At 72.4% G+C, this 21,756-nt stretch carries 19 protein-coding genes; 9 read left to right on the top strand and 10 right to left on the bottom strand.

Annotation, left to right across the window (positions count from 1 at the left end; translation table 11 throughout):
* Positions 1-101 precede the first annotated feature (101 nt).
* Positions 102-1,088, bottom strand: a complete 987-nt coding sequence (locus tag VF746_05520; protein HEX8691855.1) for an AAA family ATPase — start codon at positions 1,086-1,088, stop codon at positions 102-104.
* Between the two features lie 355 nt (positions 1,089-1,443).
* On the opposite strand from VF746_05520, the gene VF746_05515 reads away from it, so the two are divergent.
* The 3 genes from VF746_05515 to VF746_05505 all read left to right on the top strand — a co-directional run bounded on the left by VF746_05515 (position 1,444) and on the right by VF746_05505 (position 4,971).
* On the top strand, positions 1,444-2,568 hold the full coding sequence (locus tag VF746_05515; protein ID HEX8691854.1) for a histidine kinase: 1,125 nt from the start codon (positions 1,444-1,446) through the stop codon (positions 2,566-2,568).
* Between the two features lie 108 nt (positions 2,569-2,676).
* Complete coding sequence (locus tag VF746_05510; GenBank protein ID HEX8691853.1) at positions 2,677-3,804, top strand: sensor histidine kinase; 1,128 nt, start codon at positions 2,677-2,679, stop codon at positions 3,802-3,804.
* A 183-nt stretch (positions 3,805-3,987) separates the two neighbouring features.
* The gene (locus tag VF746_05505) at positions 3,988-4,971 is read left to right on the top strand and encodes a hypothetical protein (GenBank protein ID HEX8691852.1); all 984 of its coding nucleotides are present in this window, start codon (positions 3,988-3,990) and stop codon (positions 4,969-4,971) included.
* A gap of 235 nt (positions 4,972-5,206) precedes the next feature.
* Here VF746_05505 and VF746_05500 read toward each other — a convergent pair whose 3' ends face one another.
* The 7 genes from VF746_05500 to VF746_05470 all read right to left on the bottom strand — a co-directional run bounded on the left by VF746_05500 (position 5,207) and on the right by VF746_05470 (position 14,955).
* On the bottom strand, positions 5,207-7,891 hold the full coding sequence (locus tag VF746_05500) for a DUF5916 domain-containing protein (protein HEX8691851.1): 2,685 nt from the start codon (positions 7,889-7,891) through the stop codon (positions 5,207-5,209).
* A gap of 260 nt (positions 7,892-8,151) precedes the next feature.
* A complete protein-coding gene (locus tag VF746_05495; protein HEX8691850.1) occupies positions 8,152-9,702 on the bottom strand; it encodes a HEAT repeat domain-containing protein in 1,551 nt (516 codons plus the stop codon).
* Between the two features lie 258 nt (positions 9,703-9,960).
* The gene (locus VF746_05490) at positions 9,961-11,655 is read right to left on the bottom strand and encodes a hypothetical protein (GenBank protein HEX8691849.1); all 1,695 of its coding nucleotides are present in this window, start codon (positions 11,653-11,655) and stop codon (positions 9,961-9,963) included.
* Between the two features lie 283 nt (positions 11,656-11,938).
* Positions 11,939-12,979 (bottom strand): pseudouridine synthase, encoded by a 1,041-nt coding sequence (locus tag VF746_05485; GenBank protein HEX8691848.1) that lies wholly within the window; start codon positions 12,977-12,979, stop codon positions 11,939-11,941.
* A complete protein-coding gene (gene scpB / locus VF746_05480) occupies positions 12,966-13,538 on the bottom strand; it encodes an SMC-Scp complex subunit ScpB (GenBank protein ID HEX8691847.1) in 573 nt (190 codons plus the stop codon). Before scpB ends, VF746_05485 begins: the two co-directional genes overlap by 14 nt.
* Entirely contained in the window at positions 13,538-14,284 is a 747-nt protein-coding gene (locus VF746_05475) for a segregation/condensation protein A (protein HEX8691846.1), read from the bottom strand. Before VF746_05475 ends, scpB begins: the two co-directional genes overlap by 1 nt.
* Before the next feature lie 11 nt (positions 14,285-14,295).
* Positions 14,296-14,955, bottom strand: a complete 660-nt coding sequence (locus VF746_05470; protein ID HEX8691845.1) for a site-2 protease family protein — start codon at positions 14,953-14,955, stop codon at positions 14,296-14,298.
* Positions 14,956-15,122: 167 nt separating this feature from the next.
* Between VF746_05470 and rpsT the strand changes: the two genes are divergently transcribed.
* Positions 15,123-15,380 carry a 30S ribosomal protein S20 gene (rpsT, locus tag VF746_05465; GenBank protein ID HEX8691844.1) on the top strand — a complete coding sequence of 86 codons (258 nt, stop codon included), beginning with the start codon at positions 15,123-15,125 and terminating at the stop codon, positions 15,378-15,380.
* 430 nt (positions 15,381-15,810) lie between these two features.
* Here rpsT and VF746_05460 read toward each other — a convergent pair whose 3' ends face one another.
* The gene (locus tag VF746_05460; protein ID HEX8691843.1) at positions 15,811-16,083 is read right to left on the bottom strand and encodes a hypothetical protein; all 273 of its coding nucleotides are present in this window, start codon (positions 16,081-16,083) and stop codon (positions 15,811-15,813) included.
* Between the two features lie 639 nt (positions 16,084-16,722).
* Between VF746_05460 and VF746_05455 the strand changes: the two genes are divergently transcribed.
* The 5 genes from VF746_05455 (at position 16,723) to VF746_05435 (ending at position 20,661) form a co-directional block, all read left to right on the top strand.
* Positions 16,723-16,938, top strand: a complete 216-nt coding sequence (locus VF746_05455; protein HEX8691842.1) for a cation transporter — start codon at positions 16,723-16,725, stop codon at positions 16,936-16,938.
* A 16-nt stretch (positions 16,939-16,954) separates the two neighbouring features.
* On the top strand, positions 16,955-17,323 hold the full coding sequence (locus tag VF746_05450; GenBank protein HEX8691841.1) for a metal-sensitive transcriptional regulator: 369 nt from the start codon (positions 16,955-16,957) through the stop codon (positions 17,321-17,323).
* A 22-nt stretch (positions 17,324-17,345) separates the two neighbouring features.
* A complete protein-coding gene (locus VF746_05445) occupies positions 17,346-18,152 on the top strand; it encodes a hypothetical protein (GenBank protein HEX8691840.1) in 807 nt (268 codons plus the stop codon).
* A 74-nt stretch (positions 18,153-18,226) separates the two neighbouring features.
* A complete protein-coding gene (locus VF746_05440) occupies positions 18,227-19,891 on the top strand; it encodes a hypothetical protein (GenBank protein HEX8691839.1) in 1,665 nt (554 codons plus the stop codon).
* An 11-nt stretch (positions 19,892-19,902) separates the two neighbouring features.
* A complete protein-coding gene (locus tag VF746_05435; protein ID HEX8691838.1) occupies positions 19,903-20,661 on the top strand; it encodes a hypothetical protein in 759 nt (252 codons plus the stop codon).
* A gap of 162 nt (positions 20,662-20,823) precedes the next feature.
* On the opposite strand, the gene VF746_05430 is transcribed toward VF746_05435, so the two are convergent.
* Positions 20,824-21,756, bottom strand: a 933-nt coding sequence (locus tag VF746_05430) for an FtsX-like permease family protein (GenBank protein HEX8691837.1), incomplete at its 5' end; no start/stop codon positions are given.

The raw sequence follows: 21,756 nt of genomic DNA, 5'->3' as shown, positions 1-21,756 counted from the left end.
CGCAGCCCGGCCCGGAGCGCAGCGGAGGGACACGCCCAAGAACCGCAGTGCGAAAGTGCGAGAGTGCGAGAGTGCGAAAGTACGCATCACGCTCGCCCGGGTCACGGGACGCGGACGGCCTCGAAGACGCGGCGCACGATGTCGTCGGTGGTGACCTCTTCCGCCTCGGCCTCGTAGGTGGTGATGACGCGGTGGCGCAGCACGTCGGGGCCGATGGCCTTCACGTCTTCCGGGGTCACGTACGAGCGGCCGCGCAGGAAGGCGTGGGCGCGCGCGCACGCCGCCAGCGCGATCGTCGCCCGGGGGCTGGCGCCGAACTCGATCAGCGGCTCCAGGTCCGGCGCCTTGAAGCGGCGCGGCTCGCGGGTGGCGCCCACCAGGTCCAGGATGTAGTCGGCGATCTTGTCGTCCAGGTACAGCCGGCCGATCTGGTCGCGCGCCGTCAGGATCTCGTCGGGGTGCGCAACGGTGCCCACCGGGATCTCGGCGCCGCCCGCCATCCGCCGCAGGATCTCCTTCTCCTCGTCCCTCGTGGGGTAGCCGACGCGCACCTTCAGCATGAAGCGGTCGACCTGCGCCTCGGGGAGCGGGTAGGTGCCCACCTGCTCGATCGGGTTCTGCGTGGCCAGCACCAGGAACGGCCGCGGCAGCGGGTACGTCTCGCCGCCGATGGTCACCTGCTTCTCCTGCATGGCCTCCAGCAGCGCGGCCTGCACCTTGGCGGGGGCGCGGTTCACCTCGTCGGCCAGCACGATGTGCGCGAAGATCGGCCCCCGGTGCGGGACGAACTCGGCCGTGCGGGCGTTGTAGATGGTCGTCCCCACCACGTCGGCGGGGAGGAGGTCGGGGGTGAACTGGATGCGCTGGAAGGTGGCGTCGATGGTCTCGGCCAGGGTGCGCACGGCCAGCGTCTTGGCGAGGCCCGGGAGCCCCTCCATCAGCACGTGCCCGCCCGTCAGCAGCCCGATCAGGAGCCGCTCGATCATGTACTCCTGCCCCACCACGCGCCGGTGCACCTCGGCGCTGATGCGCTCCAGGAAGTCGGCCCGGGGCAGCTCCGCGGGCGCGTAGGGGGATTGCAGGGTCATCGGCTTCGATTCACGGGTCCGCGTCGGGGACGCCTCGGGGGCGGTCCCGCTCCGACGTCGTGGGAATCTTCGTGCCGGGGCGGGTGGTAGGTCAAATCGGGGGGGATTGGTTCCGGGGGGTGGGAATTGGGGGAAGGGCTGGGAAAAGGCGGCTGAAGCCGCGGCAACAACCGCAGGAAGCCTCGCAAACTGCGCGAGGCTTCAACGGCAACAACCAGCGAATCCGTGGCATCGCACTGTTCGCGGGTGCCACGGATCGTGTCTTGTCAGTGGCGCCGCGCGCGTTCATCGTGGTGGAGACGCGCCGTCCGCGCCCGCCCGACGGCGCCACCGGCTCTCTCTTTCGCCTGATCCGATGCAGATCGCCGACTCCGATCCGACCGCCGAGCTGCCGCGGACCGGGCGCCTGAAGTACGTGGCGGCGGTGTTCGCGGGGTGGGCGGCGTGGGCGCTGTTCTGGACCACGGAGCCGCTGCTGATGACGGGGCGGCTCAACCACGTCGACGAGGCGGCGGGGTGGTTCCGCGAGGCGCTCGTGTGGGCGCTGCTCACCTTCTTCATCTTCTGGCTGGCGCGCCGCTTCCCGTTCGGGCGCGGGCGGCGGGCGGCGGCGCTGGGGGCTCACGCGGCGGGGGCGCTGCTGGTGGCCTTCGCGGCGGGGAACGCCACGTACGCGGAGGACCGCTGGCTCCTCGGCGCGGAGACGAAGCCGTACTTCGCGGAGATCCGGAAGGGCTTCCGCTTCGACCTGACGTGGTACTGCTACGTGCTGGGGATCGGCCTGGCGCTGCACTGGCACCGCCGGGCGCGGGAGCGCGACCGCCTGGCCGCCCGCCTGGCCATCCGCGCCGCAGACCTGGAGGCGGGGGTGGCGAAGGCGCGCCTCGCCGCGGCGCGGATGCAGGTGCAGCCGCAGCTCCTCTTCGGCACGCTGGACGCCGTCTCGGAGCTGGCCGCGCGCGACCCCGACCTGGCGGACCACCTGACGGTGCGCCTCGCCGACCTGCTGCGGATGACGGTGAGCCACTTCGACGTGCAGGAGGTCGCCCTGCACGTCGACCTCGCCTTCCTGGACACCTACCTCGCCATCCAGCAGGTCCGCCTCCCCGGCCGCGTCGCGGTGCGGCGCGAGGTCACGCCGGACGCGTGCGAGGCCCGCGTCCCCGCCTTCCTCCTCCAGCCCATCGTCGCTTCCCTGCTCCACCACGCATCGGCGGATGACGAGACGCGGCGGATCGACGTCGCCGCGTGGAGGGACGGCGGGCGGCTCCTGCTGGAGGTGCGCGGCGAGGGCCGTCTCCCGCCCGCACGGTCCATGGACGGCGCGGGGCTGGACGACGTGCGCGCCCGGCTGCGGCAGCTCCATGGCGCGGACGCTCGCCTGGAGCAGGGTGCGGACGCGGACGGCGCTCCCGTGCTGCGGGTGAGCCTGCCGTATCGTGAGGTGGAGGAAGGCGCGGCGGTGGAGGCGGGGGTGTAAAGGGCGGCTGAAGCCGCGGCTACGACTACAGAAAGCCTCGCAAACCCCGCGAGGCTTCAACAGCAACGGCACAACGTACTACGTACCTCGTACCCCGTACCTCGAACCATGCACGCCGAGCCGCTCCCGATCCTCGAGGCCCTGCCCGCGCCGGAGCCGTTCGCGCCGCGCGGGCGGCTGGTGCGCGCCGCGGCGGTGGCGCTGGGGTGGCTGGCGTTCCTGTGGGGGCTGGACCCGCGCGTGCTGGTGCCGTGGGTGGCGCCGGCGGGGCCCGCGGACGTGACGATGCGCGCGCTCACCGGGGCCGCGCTGACGCTGGGCGTCTTCCACCTGGCCGAGCGCTTCCCGTGGGAGCGGCGGCGCTGGCCGGCGTGGACGGCGATCCACTCCCTCGGCGCGCTGGCGTTCGGGGCGGCGGCGGTGTCGGTCGTCTTCCCCTTCCACCAGTACCTGGCGCCGGACCCGACGCTGCGCTGGACGGACGCCTTCCTCAGCAGCCTGCACTGGCACTTCCTGCTGTACTGGTTCGTGCTGGGGGTCGCGCTGGCGCTGGCGTACGCCGAGCGGGTGCGCGAGCGCGAGCGCGACGCCGCCCGGCTGCGGCTGGCGGCCTCGCGCCTGGAGGCCGAGTACGCACGCGCGCGGCTCGGCGCGCTCCGGATGCAGATGCAGCCGCACTTCCTCTTCAACACCCTGAACGCCATCTCCGAGCTGATCCACCAGGACCCGCGGCTCGCGTCGCGGACCATCGCCCAGCTCCAGGACCTGCTGCGGCTCACCCTCGAAGGCTCCGGCGCGCAGGAGGTCCCGCTCGAGCGCGAGCTCTCCGTCCTCGACCGCTACCTGGCGATCCAGCGGACACGCTTCGGCGACCGGCTCGACGTCCGCATGGAGGTCGCACCCGAGACGCGGCGGGCGCTGGTTCCCGGCCTTCTCCTCCAGCCGCTGGTGGAGAACGCGCTCAAGTACGGCGTCCCCGGCGGCCGCCGGGAGCAGCGGGTGACGGTCACGGCCCGCGTGGAGGGCTCCCGCCTTATCGTCGAAGTGCGCGACAACGGCCCCGGCGTCGCGGCGAACCACCGGCGGCCCGGGAGCGGTGTGGGCCTGAACAACATCCGCGCCCGCCTGGAGCACCTGTACGGCGCCGATGCCCGCCTGGAGCTGGAGGATGCGGAGGGTGGGGAGGGGGCGGTCGCGCGGGTGGTGCTGCCGTTGCGAGACGCCGAAGGCGGCTGAAGCCGAGGAGCCGCGGCTACAACGACAGAAAGGAAAGCCTCACAAACTCCGCGAGGCTTCACAACAGCGAGATCCGTTGGCGGGCTGGCAGCCTAGTCGAGATTCTTGCGTGCCGTTGGCGGCTGGCCTATGTCTTATCGGATAGCGCACAATCCAGAATTCCTCTGTCGAACCGGGCTTACAATGACCTCCTCCGAAACGACACCCCGCGAAAAAGGCGCCGACCAACACGAAGGTTCGAACTCGGAGAAACCATCCCGTGCCGACGACGGCGCCAGGTCCCAGCCTCCCAAAACCTGTTTTGTCATCTCGCCGATCGGCGGCGACGCGACCGAAACCCGGCGAGCCATCACGGGGCTGATGAATGCCGTCATTCGACCGGTTCTCGCCGAGCTTGGCTACGTGGTCGAGGTCGCTCACGAGATGTCGCTCAGCGGTTCGATCACGAGCCAGATCATCGAGCGGCTACTCGATGCCGATCTCGTCGTGGCGAACCTGACGGAACTCAATCCGAACGTGATGTACGAGCTCGCCGTGCGGCATGCAGTGCGGAAGCCCGTGGTCACTATAGCGCAAGAGCCCCTGGCACTCCCTTTCGACATTCGCGACCAGCGGACGATCACTTACCGGAACGACATGGCGGGCGTGCCGGAACTCCGGACGGCGCTCAGGGCAGCGGTAGAGGAGGCGGTTAAGACCAAGGAACCGGATAACCCGATCTACCGCGCCAAGGAGGGCATGATTATACGCGATGTCATTCGCGACAAAGACGCTCCCGGCGTGGAGAAATTCTTGTTCGAGGCGATCACTCGACTCGATGCCAAGTTCAGTGAACTGTCGCGCTCGGGCGCTTCTGCAACCGGGATCGCAACCGCTTCCGTACCCACTCTCTGGCTGTTCTGGCTCAGAGGACCGGAAGAAGCGGTCGTTCGCGTGATCGAGGCGACCAAGCTGTGGCACGGGGTCGATCTACAGTCCCGGCTCGCGAAAAGAATCAGTGACGCCGATCTCCAGGGGGTTCTCTATCACCTGGAGGTACTGGATCGCGATGGACGGTACTCCGATCTGTACACGCAACTGAATTCCCTCTCAAATTCGTTCGGAGTCGACTGCTACTTCCGTGGCAAGGCTCCGGGCGTCAGGACGTCTGAAGGACTCAACCTGTAGTGAACGCGGCGTATCACGAGATTGGCTGCCCCGCGCTCCCAATCGCCTTGAGCGCAGCCTCGCGCACCTCTCCGGCGCGGTCCTGCAGCAGGCGCTGGAGCACGGCCTTCACCGCGTCACCACCGATCTTGCCAGGCGCAGCTTCTGCCGACAAGCTACAAAACCGCTCCGGCACGAGATCTCTCGTGCCGGAGCGGTTCGGTTTGCGAGCTCGCGCGCGTGCGTTCCGGCGGTCCTACCGGCCCAGCCAGTACGTCGCCTTGATCACGAACACGTTCTGGGCCGGGGCGCGGAACACCTCGCCGGCGTCGCGGCCGAAGTCGAAGTCGCCCACCGCCTCGAAGCCGTCGCGCTGCTGCTGCCACACCAGGAAGAGCACCGAGCCCGGGCGGTACTCCCAGCGCAGCACCGCGTTGCCGCGCAGGCTGCGCACGTTGAAGTCGCGCTCGCCGAAGGCGAAGCACGGCGCCGGGCCCGCGGCGTCGGGGTCCACCAGGTACAGGCCCCCCGGCTGGGCGGGCTCTGCGCAGCTCTCGCCGCGCGTCAGCGTCCCGCGGTCCTCCCCGTACACGGCGAAGTCGTACGTGCCGGGGCGCTCGAACTCCTTGAAGTCGCTGTAGTCGCCCGCCGCCACGAAAGGCTGGGCGAAGAGCTGCAGGCTGAGCGTGGGCGAGAACGTCCAGTCCAGCCGCGTCTCCATCGCCACGGTGGTCTGGTCGATGTCGGCGAAGACGTAGCGGCGCCCGAAGGTCTCCGTGGCCAGCGGGTCGTCGACCGCGCGGACGAACTGGGCGCTCCCCAGGCTCCTGCCGAGCGACGGGGCGAACCGGAGCCGCACGGCGCTGCTGGGCCGGTAGTCCACGCCCACCGACACCGAGCGGTCCCACCCCCCCTCGCCCTTCTCCGCGACGAACGCGTCCGCGCCGAAGGAGACCGCCTTGCGCGAGTCGGACGCCACGTACCCCGAGAGCTCCCAGCGCCCGGGGGCCCGCGCCAGCGGCCCGCCGCGGGTCAGCCGGTCGTCGTCGTACCAGGGGCGGAAGCCCACCCGGCCCCCCATGGCCCAGAAGCTGTGGAGGGTGGCGTCGGCGCCCACCGCGCCGCCCTGCAGGATCGACTCGCCCCCGAAGTTCCACACGTGGTAGGTGTAGCCGAAGACGCCGCCGTCGCGGAAGAGCTTGCCGGGGGTGTCCCAGCGCCGCCCGAGCAGCGTGGTGACGGCGCGATGGTCGGTGCGCCCCTGGAAGCCCAGGTCGTTGATCTCGAAGCCGGGGCTGGTGACCTTGACGCCCACCGAGCCGTGCAGCGCGCCGCTCCTCTGGATCGCCGCCTCGGCCATGTACCCGTCCAGCGAGGTGCGGTCGGGGTCGAGCTCCAGGTAGTCGGCGTCGGGGCGCTGGTAGTAGCGCGACGACGAGAGCTGCGTGGTGGTGATCACGTCCCGGCTCCCCTCCACGCGCGTGCCCGCCAGGTAGCCGGAGAGCGTCCACCGCCGCCGGTCCCACGAGTGCTCGCCGTCGACCCCCGCGAAGAAGGCGCGCTCGCGCAGCAGCGAGGGGAACCCGGGGTCCGAGAGGTCGCGGAGCGTCGCGGTGCCCATGGCGCCCAGCACGGTGCCGCCGCCGCGGAACTCGCGCCGCACGCGCCCCACCAGGTAGTCGCTGAGCGGCTCCACCACCGCGCTGCCGCGCCCGTCCGCCGTGACGAAGCGCGCCCGCTCCTCGGCGGTCAGCGCGTTCATCACCCCCAGCGTCCACGGGCCGGCCTTCCCGCTCAGCTTGACGGCGCCCAGGATGGTGGACTGCGCCGGCGCGTCGACGAAGAGGAGGGTGTCGCCGGTGAGGGCCCGCTGCGGCTGGCGCCCGATCCGCCGCGAGTAGAAGTACTCCTCGAAGCCGTAGTTGTTGTAGCTGCGGACCTCGCCGAAGCGGAAGATGTCGGCGCCCTCCACGAAGAACGGGCGCTTCTCCGGGAAGAAGGTCTCGAAGGCGGAGAGGTTGACCACGGCGGGGTCCACCTCCACCTGCCCGAAGTCGGGGTTGATGGTCCCGGTCAGGGTGAGCCCCGAGGTGACCCCCACCTTGAAGTCGGCGCCCGCCGAGAAGGCCACGTCGTTGCTGGAGTAGAACGGGTTCGCCTCCTCGCCGGGCGCGCGGCTCAGCCGGCTGCTCAGGTACGGCATGAGCTCCAGCCGCCGCACGGGCCGCACCCCCACCAGCCCGGTGAGGTCGCCGAAGCGGGAGACGTAGCCGGGATCGTTCCGGGTCCAGAGCGACCAGCTGTCGCGCTCGTTCTTGCGGGCGATGTCGCGCTGGATCTGCAGCCCCCAGACGCGCCCGCCCGCCGGCTCGGCCCCGCTGAAGCGCAGCTGCGAGAAGGGGACGCGGATCTCGGCGGTCCACCCGGCCGAGTCGACGCGGGTGGCCGACTCCCAGACGGCGTCCCAGTCGAGGTCCTCGTTGACGTCGTTGGAGTGGAAGACGTCCTTCTGCACCCCCTTGGGGTTCAGCGAGAAGCGGAAGCCGGTGCGGCGGTCGTGGTAGCTGTCCAGCGCCACGTGCACCCAGTCGGAGAAGATCCCGCTGGCGTCGCGCCGGGCCAGCTGCGCGGCGATCGAGTCGGGGTGGGAGTCGTACATCCGCACCGCCACGTAGACGGCGCTCTCGTCGTAGAGCACGCGCGCCTCGGTGCGCTCCGTGGCGGGCTGCCCCGGGTTGGGCCAGCTCTGCACGAAGTCGCCGGCCACGCCGGCGCTGTCCCACGCCGGCTCGTCCAGGCGGCCGTCGATGTGGATCTCGCCCGTGGCGCGGGCGGCGGAGACCACGCGCACGGTGGTGGTGTCGCGGGCCTGCGCGGCGCCCGCCGCGGGGACCGCCAGGAGCGCCGCGAGGGCGAGCAGCGGAAAAACGCGAAACGTCATAGGGATGCGTGCCGGTTCGGCTGGAAGTGCGTCCGGTGGATAGGAATCGCCCGGGGCGGGAGATGATTCGAAGTGCTGGAATATTAGCAAAACGCGCTAAATGTCAACGCATCAGGGACATACTGCGCCGTTGCGGCCGTGGCTTGGGCACTTGGCGGGGCGGGCAGCCCGGACGAGAACGGACACGGCGGGCCCGGTGCGGATGACCGTGCCCGCCGCGTGGAAGCCTGCCGTCGCATCCGCCCAGCCCCTGCTCTCCTCTACGCCGGCTGCCCCGCTCCCCCGATCGCCTTGAGCGCCGCGTCGCGCACCTCGGCAGTGCGGTCCTGCAGCAGGCGCTGGAGCACGGCCCTGGCCGCGTCGCCGCCGATCTGGCCGAGGGCGGAGACGGCCTCCACGCGCACGGGGACGGGGGTGCGCGAGAAGAAGCCGCCGGCGGAGGCGCGCTCGGCTAGCACGGGGACGGCGCGGGGGTCGCCGCAGCGGCCCAGCGCGCGCAGGATCTCCAGCACCGCCTCCTGGTCGGTCTCCTGGCCCAGCCGCTTCATCAGCGGGATCACCGCCGTCTGCGCCTTGGTGAGGCCCAGGCCCAGCGCGGCGGCCGCGCGCAGCCCCGCCTCGCCGTCGTTCAGCGCCTGCGCCAGGAGCGGCACCGCCTCGTCGCCGCCGAACTTGCTGAGCGCGATCACCGTCTCGCGGCGCACGCGCGCGTCGTCGTGCTTGATGGTGCGGGCGAAGTGCTCCAGCGCGTCGGCGCTCTTCACCTCGCCCAGGATCCCCACCATGTTGCGGACCACGAACCAGCGGTTGTCGCCCACCATGTCCTCCAGCAGGGGGACGCCCACGCGGTCCAGCTCCACCAGCGCGTCGCGGTAGGCGCGCCGCGCCGAGAGGTCGGTGGCCCCCACCAGCGCGCGCACCAGCGGCGTCACCACGTCGGCGCCCAGGTGCAGCAGCGTGGAGCGGTAGCCCGCGCGCTCCTCCTCGCTCCTCGCCCGCCCCAGGCGGCCCACCAGCTCCTCGACAACGGCGTGGCTGGCGAGGCGGTGCATGGCGAGCATCACGTGGCCGCGCGTGGCCGGGTTCTTCCCCGCCATGCTCTCCGCGTCGCGACGCAGGTCGTCGAGCACGCCCACGGCGCGGTCCAGCATCCCCCGCTGCAGGAACCACTGCGCCACGAACTCCATCCGCTGCAGCGCCTCCACCCGCTCCGAGTCGCTCCCGGTGCGCAGCATGTGGCGCAGCTGCTCCAGGTCTTCCGTCTCCACCCGCCGGGCCGAGAGCGACACCTGCTGGTACATGTCGTGGGCGGACCAGAGCGCGATCCCGTCCGCGCGCGCCGCCGTCCCCGGGTACGCGGGCCCCGCCGACGCCGCGGGGGCGGCCGCCGGGGCGGGCTCCACGCGCACGCCGTCGACCACCACGCGCCGGGCCCCCGCCGCCGAGAGCGCCGCCGCGAAGCCGCCCACCGCCTTCACCACCCGCGGCGGGAGCGCGATGGCCGAGAGCAGCCTCCCCAGCGACTCGGCGCCCACGTCGTGGCGCAGCGCCAGCTCGCGCACGCCGTGCTCGTGCAGCCGCGCGGTCAGGCGCTGCACGTGCGGCGAGCGGCGCGCCACCGTCTCGCCGCGCACGGCGATGCCGCCCGGCGCCACGTTCAGCACCAGGTCCTCGCCGTAGGCCAGCAGGGTGGCCGCCAGCTTCTGCAGCGCCTCGGTGAAGGTGGGGTGCGTGACCGGGTAGAACTCGCTGAGCGCGAACCCCTTCGCCAGGTCCACCAGCATCGCCGGCACCGACTTCACGTCGCTCATACCGAACCCGCTGCCTGGGTGGGAAACGAGGTGGGGGAGGATCTCGGGTCGGGCGAGGATGATGGCCGGGAGGTCTGCCCCGGTCCCCCCGGTTGAAACCGGGGGCTACAACGGCACCAGGTCCGCCTTCGCGGACTGCGGCACCGGCTTCGGCGCGTGAGGCCGCGGATCGCACGGAACCAGCCTGCGAAGGCCCTTCGCAACCCCGCCTTCACGTCGGACGATGACGATCACCCGCCGCGATCGTCATCCCCCGCCTCAGCGCTTGATCCGCTCGCCCTGGTCCTCGTAGCGGAAGACCCAGGCGGCCAGGGCGCCGGGGCGGATCGTGCGCGTGCGGTGCCACGGCTCCACGTCCCAGCGCGAGCCGCCCTCCGGCCCCGCGCGCGTGGCGATGCTCTCCAGCACGGCCGCGGCGCGCTCGCGCCAGCGCGACCAGTTGGCCGCGCGCAGGTCCACCCACCCCTTGCGCGCGGTGTCGTCCACCGCCTCGCCGGGCGCGGGCTCGATCTCCACCTTGCGCCCGCGCAGCAGCCGCTCGCCGTCCGGGAGCAGCACCGCCAGCTTGCTGGAGAGGATGCGCGTGCGCAGGTCCGCGTCGCCCGTCACCAGCTCCTGGGCCCGGCGCGCCGCGTCGTCCGCGTCCAGCGCCGCCGCGTTGTCCAGCCCGCCGCAGCAGAGGCGGCGCAGGATCTCGCCCTCGAAGAGGAGCTTGGTGAGGCGCGGCGGGCCCAGCATCTCGAAGCCCACCGAGCGCGGCCCGTCCTTCTCCAGCGCGTCCATGTACTCCAGCGCCGACTGGCGCAGCACCCCCGCGCGGAAGGTGGGCCCCGAGGTCGACGCGTCGAGCGCCGCCACCACGTCGCGCCCCGTGGGGTGCCCCACGATCTCGCGCACGGCGTCGACGGCGATCTCCTCCGGGGTGATGTACTCCATCAGCCCCAGCGCCGTGAGCGCCTCGAACTCGTCGGGGCTGAACAGGCCGTTCTCGCCCGAGTCCAGGTAGACGCCCGTGAGCACCTCGCCGGTGTCGCGCCAGAGCGAGTCCTTGCCGAACTCCTTCTTCATCACCCGCCGCTGGTGGTAGCGCACCCCCTCGCGCGGCGGGAACGCCTCGCCCACGGGGACGGGCGCCACCGAGTCCACGCGCGTGATCGGGAGCCCACGCCACACCACCTCGCCCGAGCGGATCGCCTTCCAGCTGATGGCCGCCGTGGGCTTGATCTCCTTCACCGCGGGGGCGCCGGGAGTCCGCGCCATCAGGTAGAGGAGGAGCGTGTGCGCCCCCGCGATCGCCGACTTGGCCAGGAGCTGCCGGCTGGGGCGGTCTTCCGAGTGGGTGAAGGGGATGTTGAGCCCCATCCCCCCGGTCCCCGCGGTGCCCACCTTCAGGTAGACGCGGGTGCCGACGCGCGTCATGGCCCCGAGCGCCACCCACACGTGGTGGATCAGGTGCGGGAGGGAGATGTTGGCCAGGTGCTTCTCGACGGTCTCCAGGTCCACCGGCCCCTGGCGTGCCTCCTCGCGCAGGTTGCCGGCGCTCTTGAAGACGTTCTGGTAGGCGAACGCCGTGGCCGTGTTCACGCAGTCGACCACCGCGTCGGGGCGGTAGCGCAGGATCAGCTCGCCCAGCGCGTTGCGGGTGAGGCTCTCCTCGCCCAGGGGCCCGTACAGGTCGTCGAGCATCGCCCCGCGCGCCTCAGGGTCGTCCAGGAGCGTGTCGCGCCCGGCGGTCTTCAGCTGCGCGGGGACGAAGAGGTTCCCCCACTCCGGCACCAGCTCCGTGCCGTCCGCCAGGGACGCCAGCTCCTCGACTCCCTCGCGCGCCTCGCGCTCGGTGAGGGCGGAGACGACGAGGAGCTTTGGTCTCAGCGGCAGCAGCTCGCGGGCGATGGCCATCCCCACCAGCCCCGAGCCCCCCAGGATCACGATACGCGAGTCGCGAACGTCCACGATTCGTCTATTCGTCAATCAGAAGAAAGTCAGCCTTCGCTTCGACCAGCATCGGCGCCGCCCGCGGGGCGCCCCCCTCCCCGACCCTCCCCCCGCTGCGCGGTGGGAGGGAGAACCGCAACCCCGCTCAGGGGCAAGTTTCGTCGCGCGAAAGCGCCGAGGTGTTCCCCTCCACCGCGCAACGGGGGAGGGAGCGCGCCCTCTGGCTGCGAGGAACGAGCAGCCGAGGGTCGCGCGGGGAGGGGGCCTCCCGGCCGCCGGACGGGCGAGGCAGGCCTCGCCCCTACGAGGAGCCCCGCGGCCCGCCCTTCCTCGGCGTGAAGCGCGAAGGTCGCTTCGTTCCCCCGGCCTTCTTCCCCGGAGGCCCATCTCCCTTCCCCGCCCCGCCGGCCTTCTTCGCGCCGCCGAAGTCCTTCGCCGCGGCCCGCTTCGCGCCCCCGCCCGTCTTCGCGCCGCCGCCGGCCGGCTTCCCCGCCCCGCCCGGCTTCTTCGCGGCGCCCGGACCCGGCTTCGCGCCGCCGGCCGGCCGCTTTCCGGCATCGGTCGGCTTCGCCGCGCCGGCCGGGCTCTTCGTGGGCTTCGCGCGCAGCGAGGCCAGCTCGGCGGGGGTGACCACGCGCCACTTCCCCGAGGGCAGCTCGCCGAGGGAGACGGGGCCGAAGCGGCGGCGGATCAGGCGCCGCACCGGGTGGCCCACGGCGGCGAGCATGCGGCGCACCTCGCGCTTCTTCCCCTCGCGCAGCACCAGCTGCAGGCGGAAGACGTTCTCGTCCACCTGGTGCAGGCGCCTCACCTCCTCCGCGCGCAGCGTCTCCCCCTCGTCCTCCACCCCCTCGGTCAGCCGGTGCAGCTGCTCCGAGGTCGGCTTCCCCTCCACGTCGGCCCAGTACTCCTTGGTGATCCCGAACGAGGGGTGCAGCATCCGGTTCGCCACCTCGCCCTCGTTGGTGAGGAGGATGATCCCCTCGCTGTCGCGGTCCAGCCGGCCCACGTGGAAGAGGCTGTGGAAGCGCTCCGGGAGCAGGTCGTACACCGTGCGGCGGCCGTACTGGTCCTGCCGTGTGGTCACGTACCCCTTCGGCTTGTGCAGCGCGATCCACGTGGTCGGCTGCACCTCCACCGGCTCCCCGTCCACGGCCACGCGGTCGACGCCGGGGCGCACCTTGGTCCCCGGCGCGGTGACGCTCACCCCGTTCACGAACACCCGCCCCGCCGCGATCAGCTCCTCGCTGGCGCGCCGCGAGGCGATTCCCGCGCGCGCCAGGAAGGTCTGGAGGCGCACCTCCTCCGCGTGCGGGTGGGGCCTGGGCCTATGCTGCGCCATCGCCGAGCGTGAGCTGGGGGTCGGGCTCCGGGGCGCGGCGGGCCAGCACCACCGGGAGCTCCTCGGGGCGCGGGAGGTCGTCCAGCGCGCGGAAGCCGAAGTGCTGCAAACAGAACGGCGTGGTCCCGTAGAGGAGCGGCCGCCCCAGCCCCTCGCCGCGGCCGACGACCTCGATCAGCCCGCGCTCCTGGAGCGTCTTGAGCACCGCGCCGGCGCCCACGCCGCGGATCTCCTCCAGCTCCGCGCGGCCCACCGGCTGGCGGTAGGCGATGATCGCCAGCGTCTCCAGCGCGGGGCCCGAGAGCCGCTGCGCGCTGGGCACCGTGTCGAAGCGCTCCAGCACCGGCGCGAACTCGGGCCGGGTGAGGAGCTGCCAGCCGCCGCCCACCTCGAAGATCCCGAACGCCCGCTCGTCGCGCTCGTACTCGGCGCGCAGCTCCAGGATGGCCGCCTCCACCCGCTCCTCGTCCAGCCCCTCGTCCGCCCGTGCCAGCTCCGCGGCCGAGAGCGGCGCCTCGCTGGCGAAGAGGAGCGCCTCGATCATCCGGCTGGCGCGCATCAGTTCTCCTCGCCGCGGGCGCGGCGGTAGATCCAGAGGGACGCGAAGGGCGACGCCTGGCGGATGCGCACCACGCTGCGCTTGGCCAGCTCCAGGCACGCCAGGAGGAGCGCCACCGCGTGGATGCGCGTCCCCCACGGCTCCACCAGCGCGGCGAACTCCACGCGCTTCCGCTCCACCAGCGCGTCCACCACCTCGTTCATCTTGTCCTCGATGCGCACCGGCCGGCCGTGCACGGTGTGCACCGTCTGCTGCTCGGAGAGGCGCTCCTGCAGGCGCAGCGCCGCGTCCCACACCTCCTGCCAGGCGGTCTCCAGCGGCAGGTCCGACAGCTTCGGCGCGGGGCGCACCTCCACGAAGCCGCGCGAGAACATGCGGGCGCGCTCGCGCTCGGCGCGCTCCATCAGCCGCGCCGCCTCGCGGAAGTGCTCGTACTCCAGCAGCCGCCGCACCAGGTCGGCGCGCGGGTCCTCCTCCTCGTCGCCGCCCGGGGGCCGGGGGAAGAGCATCTGCGCCTTGATGCGCACCAGCGTGGCCGCCATCTCCAGGAACTCGCCCGCGCGCTCCAGCTCCAGCCGCTCCACCCCCTGGATGGCCGCCAGGAACTGCTCGGTGATGCGCGAGATCGGGATGTCGAAGATGTCGATCTGCTGCCCGCGGATCAGGTGCAGCAGCAGGTCCAGCGGCCCGTGGAAGCGCTCCAGGTCGACCTCGAAGGGGTCGCGCGCGGCGAGCTGCAGCTCCATCGGTCCGCCGCTCAGTCGAACCGCAGGCCCGACGGCCAGACCAGCAGGTTGGCGACCCCGTAGATCAGCGGCGAAAGGAAGCTGAAGCCGCCCAGGAGCACCATCCCCCACAGGATCAGCATCCCGTACGGGTAGAGCTGCCGGTAGCTGGCGCCCAGCTTCGGCGGGAGCAGGTGGTAGAAGACGTGCGAGCCGTCCAGCGGCGGGATCGGAAGGAGGTTGAAGAAGATGAGCCCCACGTTCCCCGCCACGCCCAGCGCGCACATGTCGCGGAGCGTGTTCAGCGGCCCCGGGGCGTCGCTCGCGGCAGACCAGGCGATCGGGATCAGCACCAGCGCGAACAGGATCGCCAGGATCAGGTTCGCCGTCACCCCGGCGATGGAGACCAGGATGTCGCCGCGCCGGTAGTGGCGGTACTTGCGCGAGTTGGTGGGCACCGGCTTGGCCCACCCCAGCAGCGGCAGCCCGCTCCCGATGGCGATGACCGGGAAGAGCAGGCTCCCGATCGGGTCCAGGTGCGCGCGCGGGTCCAGCGTCACCCGGCCCAGCATGTAGGCGGTGTCGTCCCCCTGCTTCAGCGCCACCCAGGCGTGCGCGAACTCGTGGGCGGTGAGCGAGAGGAGGAGGATCGGGAGGCTGAGCAGGACGCGCTGCAGGTCGAAGTCACCCATGGCCGGCAAGCTAGCGGGGCGCGCGGTGCTTGTCAAAACGGCGCGGGGACTGGGGTTGACACCTCCGGCCAGTTCGGGTATAATTCGGCTTCCCGTTTTCCGGGTGTGAGAAAGACCCCATCCCGCGGCGCCCGACTGGGGCGCCGGTATTCTCTGGAGACCGAGCCTTGCCGAACGTCAAGTCCGCCGAGAAGCGGATGCGGACCAACGAGATCCGCGCCGCCCGCAACCGCGCCTTCCGCTCGCGCCTGCGCACCGCGCTCAAGAAGGTCCGCGGCGCCGACAGCCGCGAGGCCGGCGCTTCGGCGCTGCGCGAGGCCAGCTCGCTGCTGGACCGCGCCGCGCGCAAGCGGATCATCCACCCGAACAAGGCCGCCCGCGCCAAGTCGCGCCTCACCGCCTTCATCGGCAAGCTGGGCGCGTAAGCCCGGCGGAACACCGCGGGAGCAGAAGGCCCGCCGACCCACGAGGTCGGCGGGCTTTTCGCGCCTGTGATCCGTCCACGGAAGCGTGGGAACGCGAGCCGAACCTGTCCTCCACACGGAACGAGCCCGCGCAGGCGGGCTTTTCGCAGCTGTTGCCGCGGATCAGCCACCCGCAGCTAAGTGCTGCCCCAACAAGGGTTTCGCTACTGTCACTGCGGGCGTGCTGTCGGCTGCCGCTGTCCATCCGACGCGCGAGCCGCAGAACGCAGGAGACGGACCGGCGCGGGCGGCTGCGACAGGGGCGCCGGCTCGGAATGGATCAGCGGACGGGGGCGCCGGTGCGGCGCCCCCGCCCGTGGTGCATCACGCACAGCACGCCCGCGGTGAACGGCATCCGCCAGAACGCCGGCGGCCTGCCGCCAGCCGTGCGTCAGGGGCAGATGTATCCGCCGCAGCGTGTTGCGTTGATAGAGCAGTCGCAGCCGGTTTCATCGCAGCTGTAGCCCGAGCCACAGCCCACACACGTGGCGTCGTCGCACGTGTTGGCGCAGGTGTTGGCGCAGGTGGGGCAGCCCGGGCACGTGCAGTTGGTGTAGCAGGTGCACTGCTCGCCGAAGACGGTGCCCTTCGGTTTCTCCACCGCCGACGTCTGGAACGAGTCGACGGTCAGTTGCTCCAGGTTCAGCGTGAGCTTGCTGCGCATGGGCCCTCCGGGGTGCGGGGATGGATGCCGGTCGTCGCGCCCTCGCGAGACCAACGCGAATGGCCGCGCCCTCCACGAGGCGCGGCCGCTGTTTTCACGTCGCCAGGGTAATGCCCATCAACCCGCAACACGCCTCAGTCCACGCGAGCACGTGAAGGCGAAAACAGGCCGCAGGACAACAGGTGCGTTTCACGGGGCATCCATCCGATCCACAGTGATGGCACCGGCGCGTACGGCGGCCGGCATCAGATTACCTATCCACCGCAGCTGTGCACGATACCAGTGCCGGGTACCGGCTACGCCGCCCGATCGTTTCCTCCAATGCAATTTAAAGGCCGGAAGAGATTTTCTGAACGGAGTGACCAGCGCTAGTAGAGTCGAGTCGGAACGCCGTGGGACTGTAGGCAGAGCCTATCTGGATTTCCCCGTTTCCTCGTGAGAGCGCCTCACTAGCCCGGCCATGGCCCGGTTTCCCCGGCCCGCTCATCGAGCCAGAGGTACGGATTTCCCGCATCCAGTCGGCGAAACGGACGATCCAGATCCCGACCGCCCCTTGACGATAGGGGCAGGGGGTATCTAACATCTACGCTACATCAGATCGATACCACCGGGTATGCACCACTGGCGAGGAGACCGGCCATGGAACGGCTGACGATCGGGATCGAGGGGATGAGCTGCGCCCACTGCGTGCGCGCGGTGACGGAGGCGCTCGCGGAGATCGACGGGGTGGAGGTGGAGCGGGTGGAGGTGGGCACCGCGACGGTGGGGTACGACCCGGCCCGCGTGGCGCCCGACGCGATCCTCGCCGCGGTGGACGACCTCGGCTACGAGGCGCACGCCGCGGCCCGGCGCTGACGACCAGGAGACGCACATGGCGGACGAAGCGCTGTCCCTCGCCGAAGAGAGCGCGCACCCGGCCTCGTGCGGGTGCGCCGTGCCCGGCGAGGAGGGTCGCAGGGCGGCGGGGGTGGACCCGGAGTTCAAGGACCGCGCGCTCAAGCGGCTGCGCCGCATCGAGGGGCAGGTGCGCGGCCTGCAGCGCATGGTGGAGGAGGAGCGCTACTGCGCCGACATCATGGTGCAGGTCTCCTCCGTCCAGGAGGCGCTGCGCGCCACCGGCCGCGAGCTGATGCGCAACCACCTGAAGCACTGCGCCACGGCGGCCATCCGGAGCGGCGGCCGGGACGCCGAGGCCATGTACGACGAGCTGCTCGACCTCGTCTACCGCCACGCGCGGTAGCGGGGTGGAACACGGGAGACGGATGACGATCCGGACCTGGCGGGCGGTGGGGCTCGCCGCGTGCGCGCTGGCGCTGGCGGCGCCCGCCCGCGCGCAGACGGACTACTACAACACCGACGCGGGGCGGCCGCTGCGCATCGAGGACGCGCTCCCCGTGGAGCGCCACGCCTTCGAGCTGCAGCTGGCCCCCGTGCGCCTGGAGCGCTCCAGCGGCGGCGTCTACAGCTGGGAGGTAGAGCCGGAGCTGGCGTACGGCATCTTCCCGCGCACGCAGCTCGAGGTCGGCTTCCCGCTGGTGGTGGTGGACGCCGGCGGCGACGCGCAGGCCGGGGGGCTGGCGGGGATCGCCGTGGCGGCGCTGCACAACCTGAACGTGGAGACGCGCACGCTCCCCGCCTTCGCTCTGGCCGCGGAAGTGCTGCTCCCCGTGGGCGGGCTGGCCCCGGCGGAGACGTACGCCACCGCCAAGGCCATCGCCACGCGCACCTTCACCTTCGCGCGCTTCCACCTGAACGGCGCCTACACCTTCAGGCCCGAGCCGGGAGCGGGGGGCGAGGCGTCGCGGTGGATGGCGGGGCTGGCCGTCGACCGGGCTTTTCCGCTGCGCTCGCTGCTGGTGACGGCCGGCGCCTTCGCCGAGCGGCCGCTGGAGGACGGCGCCGAGCTGCGCTGGACGGCCGAGGCGGGCCTGCGCTACCAGCTCAGCCCGCAGTTCAACGTTGACGCCGGCGTCGGCCGCGTGCTCGCGGGAGATGAGCAGGGGTGGTACGTGACCTTCGGCACGGCGCACGCGTTCGCCCTGCGCTCGCTGATCCCGGGCTTACGATAGATCGCGGTGTGAAGGAATCGCAGACGATGCAGACGACGCCGAGATTCGGCTCCGGAGCCTCCCCGCAGAAGCTGTTGAAGCCTCGCGGGGTTTGCGAGGCTTTCTGCCGTTGTAGCCGCGGCTTCAGCCGCCTGCGACCCCACCTGCGCACGGAGAGATGGCGCCGCGCCCTCGCCGTCCTGATCGCCGCCGTCGCCCTCGCCGCGACGGCCGCGCCGGCGGGCGCGCAGTGGGTGCAGGAGAGCGAGCAGTTCTACCTGCCGGCCGGGCACAACTGGGTGTTCCGGCGCAATTACCCGGGGGCGGACCGGCTCTTCAACGCCTTCGACTACGGCCACGCCATCCTCTACGAGGAGCTGTGGCGCCGGCCGGACGCGCCCGCGGAGCGGCTGGAGGAGCGCGAGTACGACTTCATCACCCGGCGCCTCCTGGTCCACCCGCCGCGCGTGCCGCTGGAGGAGGGCGCCATCGAGGTCGCCTACGCCAAGCTCGTCCCCGAGGCCAAGCTGATGTTCGAGTGGGCGCACGTCCTCCACCGCCAGGTCTACGACGTGCTGGCCGACGAGCGGCTCGCGCAGGCGGAGAAGGACGCCGAGATCGCCGCCCTGCTGCGCTACTACCGGACGCGGCCCAGCGTCGCCTTCAGCTCCCGCCCCAAGAACATGGAACTGATGGAGGGGCAGTACTACGCCACCGCGTTCCGGGAGAAGTATCCGAAGTTCAACGGGCTGATCTGGGGATACCACTGGCTGCAGGTGGGCCTCTACGAGCCGCTGCTGACCGGGCGCACGCCCGAGGAGCGGCAGAGGGGCGTGACGGCGGCGGTCGCGCGCTTCCGGCAGATGCTGGAGGACGCGCCCGAGCACATGCCGCGCATCATGCCGATGACCGCGGCGGTGGCCCCCACCTTCGCGGCGCGCTACCCCGAGGCGGCGATCATCTTCGACAACCTGCACGGGATGCACGACGTGATCTCCGACATCCTCACTTCGCCCCGGGTGCCGCGGGAGAAGAAGCGCGAGGAGATCCTGCGGGCCGCCGCGCGCTACCGCGACGACACCTCGTTCCTGATGACGGTGGACGAGTGGCGGGAGATGGCGCTGGCGATGGGGGTGGAGAACATGGGTGGCCCGGTGGTGGGCTTCCTGGCCGGTTTCCCGCAGCCGACGGTCGCGCGCGGCGCGGTAATGGCCCACGGCGCGGGCGGCCACGCCGGCCACGACGCCGCGCCGGCCGGACAGGCGACTCAGGAGCACCAGCACGCTCAGCCGCAGCCGGCACAGGCGGGAGGGCACCAGCACGCGCCTCGGCCGGCCGAGACCCCTGCGCATCAGCACGAGCAGATGAAGGGCGGCATCGAAGGCGATTCGGCGTCGGCGATGCGCGAGACGTACCTGCGCCTGCTGGCCGATCCGGTGATCCGCGAGCGTGTGATGGCGGACAGCGGCCTGCACCGCCTGATGATGGAAGCGGCCGAGCAGATGCCCGCCGCGGACCGCGAGCGTCTCCTGCGGGCGATGGGCGGCGGCGCGCACGCCGGGCACGGCGCCGCTCCCGCCGCGGACGTGCGGCGTGCGGTGGACTTCGTCGCCCGCCTCCTCTCCGACCCCGCGGTCGAGGCCCGCGTGCACGCCGACCCCGAGCTGCACCGCCTGTGGAGCGACCCCGAGGTCCAGCGCCGCCTGGCCGCGCTGCGGCGGGAGCGGGGCCAGGCACCCGCGCAGGAGCACCGTCATTGAACCGCAGGACCATGCACGCGAAGCGCGTGGTCGGCGCGGCCGCCGCGCTGCTGCTCGCGGCCTGCTCCGGCCCGCGCGAGGAGCGCGCCGCCGCGCCCGCGGACAGCGCCGCGCCCGCCGCGCCGGACACCGCCTCGCCAGCGCATCTGAGCCACGATGCGATGGCCGGAATGGGTCACGACTCTGCCGGCGCGGCGACGGTGGACCACGGCTCGGGCGCGGCGCACTCCGGCTCGGAGCACCCGGCGAGCGATCACTCTCCATCCGACGCCGGCTCGACCGGGGACCACACCGCACACGCGGGCGTTACCGGTCGCGCCGCAGCCGCGGTCGGGCACGCCGGACACCCCGCGAGGCCTGCCGGGCGCCAGAGCTCCGCTGACGAGCACCGGGATCACGCGGGCGGCCGAGAGAGCGGCGAGGGTCACACAGCACATGCGGCCGCGCAACCCCGGCCCGGCGTGCACGCCGCACAGCCACGGGCCGATGCGCACGCGGAGCATGGCGCAGCGCAGCCCCGGGCCGGCGAGCACGCGGCGCACGCGGGCGCGCAGCCCCAGCCTTCCGCCCACGCCCGGCACGGCGCCGGAGCCGCTCCCCCGTCGGCCGAGGCACCCGCCGTCGCGAGCGCGGCCGACCGCAAGCTGCTGGAGCTGGCCTCCGAGCTGGTGCGCGATTCCGTGGTGCGGCGCCGCATCCAGCAGGACTCCGCGTTGCGGCGCGCCTGGGCGGACCCGGGCGTCCGCCGCGCCGTCAACGGCCAGCCGTAGCGCCGGTCCGGAAAACGCCTGGCCCCGCGCAGGGTCGGCGGAGAGCTCCTCGACCGACTCTGCCGACTTCCGCGGTGGCGGAGCGGCAACGACCAGGATCGACGCGCGAAAGGCCCGCCCCGCGATGCCGCGAGGCGGGCCTTCCCGTGCCCCCGGGGCGCGCTACGACGCGCGCAGCGCCGTGGCGGGGTCCACCCGGGTGGCCCGGTGGACGGGGACGAGGAGCGCGACGGTGGCGCACGCCAGCAGGACCGCCACCGCCACGCCGAGCGCCACCGGGTCGAACGGCGGCACGCCGTACAGCAGGGTGCGCAGCAGCCGCGCCACCGCCACGATGCCGAGCGCGCCCCCCGCCAGCCCCGCGGCCATCCACGCCGCTCCCTGCCGCAGCACCAGCCCGGCGATGGCGCCCCGGCTGGAGCCCAGCGCCATGCGCACGCCGAACTCCCGCTCCCGCGCGGCCGCCAGGTTGGCGAACATCGCGTAGACCCCCACCGAGGCCAGCAAGAGCGCCAGGGCGCCGAAGGCCGTGAGCAGCAGGGTCGGCAGCCTCCGCCCGGCCAGCCCCTCGCCGAGCAGCGCGCCGAGCGTGACCGAGCGCTGCACCGGGAGCCCGGGGTCGACCTCCGCCAGCGCGCGCTCCGCGGGCCGCACCAGGGCGTCCGGGTCGCCCCGGGTGCGGAGGAAGAAGGTCGCCAGGGGCCACGGCTCCTGCCGGGTGGGCCGGTACGCCATCGGCTCCGCGTCGGGCCGCGCCGGGTCGTTGCGCACGTCGCCCACGATGCCGATCACCTCCAGCAGGGGAGCGTTCGGGTCGGGCCCCATGCGGATGCGCGAGCCGAGCGCGCCGCCGGCGGGCCAGTAGCGCCGCGCCATGGTCTCGCTGACCACCACCACCGGGGGCGCGTCCGCATGATCGCGCGTGTCGAAGACCCGCCCCTGCCTGAGCGGGATGCGGAGCGCGCGGAAGTAGTCGTCCGAGACGCCGGCGTACAGGACGAACGGCTGCTGGTCGGCGGGCGGCGGCGGCGCCCCCGCGATGGTGAACCCCATGCTGCTCTTGACCGCCGTGGGGGGCATGGTGGCGCTCGCGAC

The sequence above is a fragment of the Longimicrobium sp. genome (assembly GCA_036389795.1).
Classification (GTDB): domain Bacteria; phylum Gemmatimonadota; class Gemmatimonadetes; order Longimicrobiales; family Longimicrobiaceae; genus Longimicrobium.
The sequence above is the reverse complement of the archived record's forward strand: the minus strand, read 5'-3'. Positions and strand labels throughout refer to the sequence as shown.

Coding starts and splice junctions, on each gene's coding strand:
- VF746_05495 (HEX8691850.1), bottom strand. CDS start 9,702: ATGAGCGACGTGAAGTCGGTGCCGGCGATGCTGGTGGACCTGGCGAAG.
- VF746_05455 (HEX8691842.1), top strand. CDS start 16,723: ATGGAACGGCTGACGATCGGGATCGAGGGGATGAGCTGCGCCCACTGC.
- VF746_05450 (HEX8691841.1), top strand. CDS start 16,955: ATGGCGGACGAAGCGCTGTCCCTCGCCGAAGAGAGCGCGCACCCGGCC.
- VF746_05520 (HEX8691855.1), bottom strand. CDS start 1,088: ATGACCCTGCAATCCCCCTACGCGCCCGCGGAGCTGCCCCGGGCCGAC.
- VF746_05475 (HEX8691846.1), bottom strand. CDS start 14,284: ATGGAGCTGCAGCTCGCCGCGCGCGACCCCTTCGAGGTCGACCTGGAG.
- VF746_05485 (HEX8691848.1), bottom strand. CDS start 12,979: ATGGCGCAGCATAGGCCCAGGCCCCACCCGCACGCGGAGGAGGTGCGC.
- VF746_05500 (HEX8691851.1), bottom strand. CDS start 7,891: ATGACGTTTCGCGTTTTTCCGCTGCTCGCCCTCGCGGCGCTCCTGGCG.
- VF746_05470 (HEX8691845.1), bottom strand. CDS start 14,955: ATGGGTGACTTCGACCTGCAGCGCGTCCTGCTCAGCCTCCCGATCCTC.
- VF746_05515 (HEX8691854.1), top strand. CDS start 1,444: ATGCAGATCGCCGACTCCGATCCGACCGCCGAGCTGCCGCGGACCGGG.
- VF746_05510 (HEX8691853.1), top strand. CDS start 2,677: ATGCACGCCGAGCCGCTCCCGATCCTCGAGGCCCTGCCCGCGCCGGAG.
- VF746_05460 (HEX8691843.1), bottom strand. CDS start 16,083: ATGCGCAGCAAGCTCACGCTGAACCTGGAGCAACTGACCGTCGACTCG.
- VF746_05505 (HEX8691852.1), top strand. CDS start 3,988: ATGACCTCCTCCGAAACGACACCCCGCGAAAAAGGCGCCGACCAACAC.
- VF746_05435 (HEX8691838.1), top strand. CDS start 19,903: ATGCACGCGAAGCGCGTGGTCGGCGCGGCCGCCGCGCTGCTGCTCGCG.
- VF746_05445 (HEX8691840.1), top strand. CDS start 17,346: ATGACGATCCGGACCTGGCGGGCGGTGGGGCTCGCCGCGTGCGCGCTG.
- scpB (HEX8691847.1), bottom strand. CDS start 13,538: ATGCGCGCCAGCCGGATGATCGAGGCGCTCCTCTTCGCCAGCGAGGCG.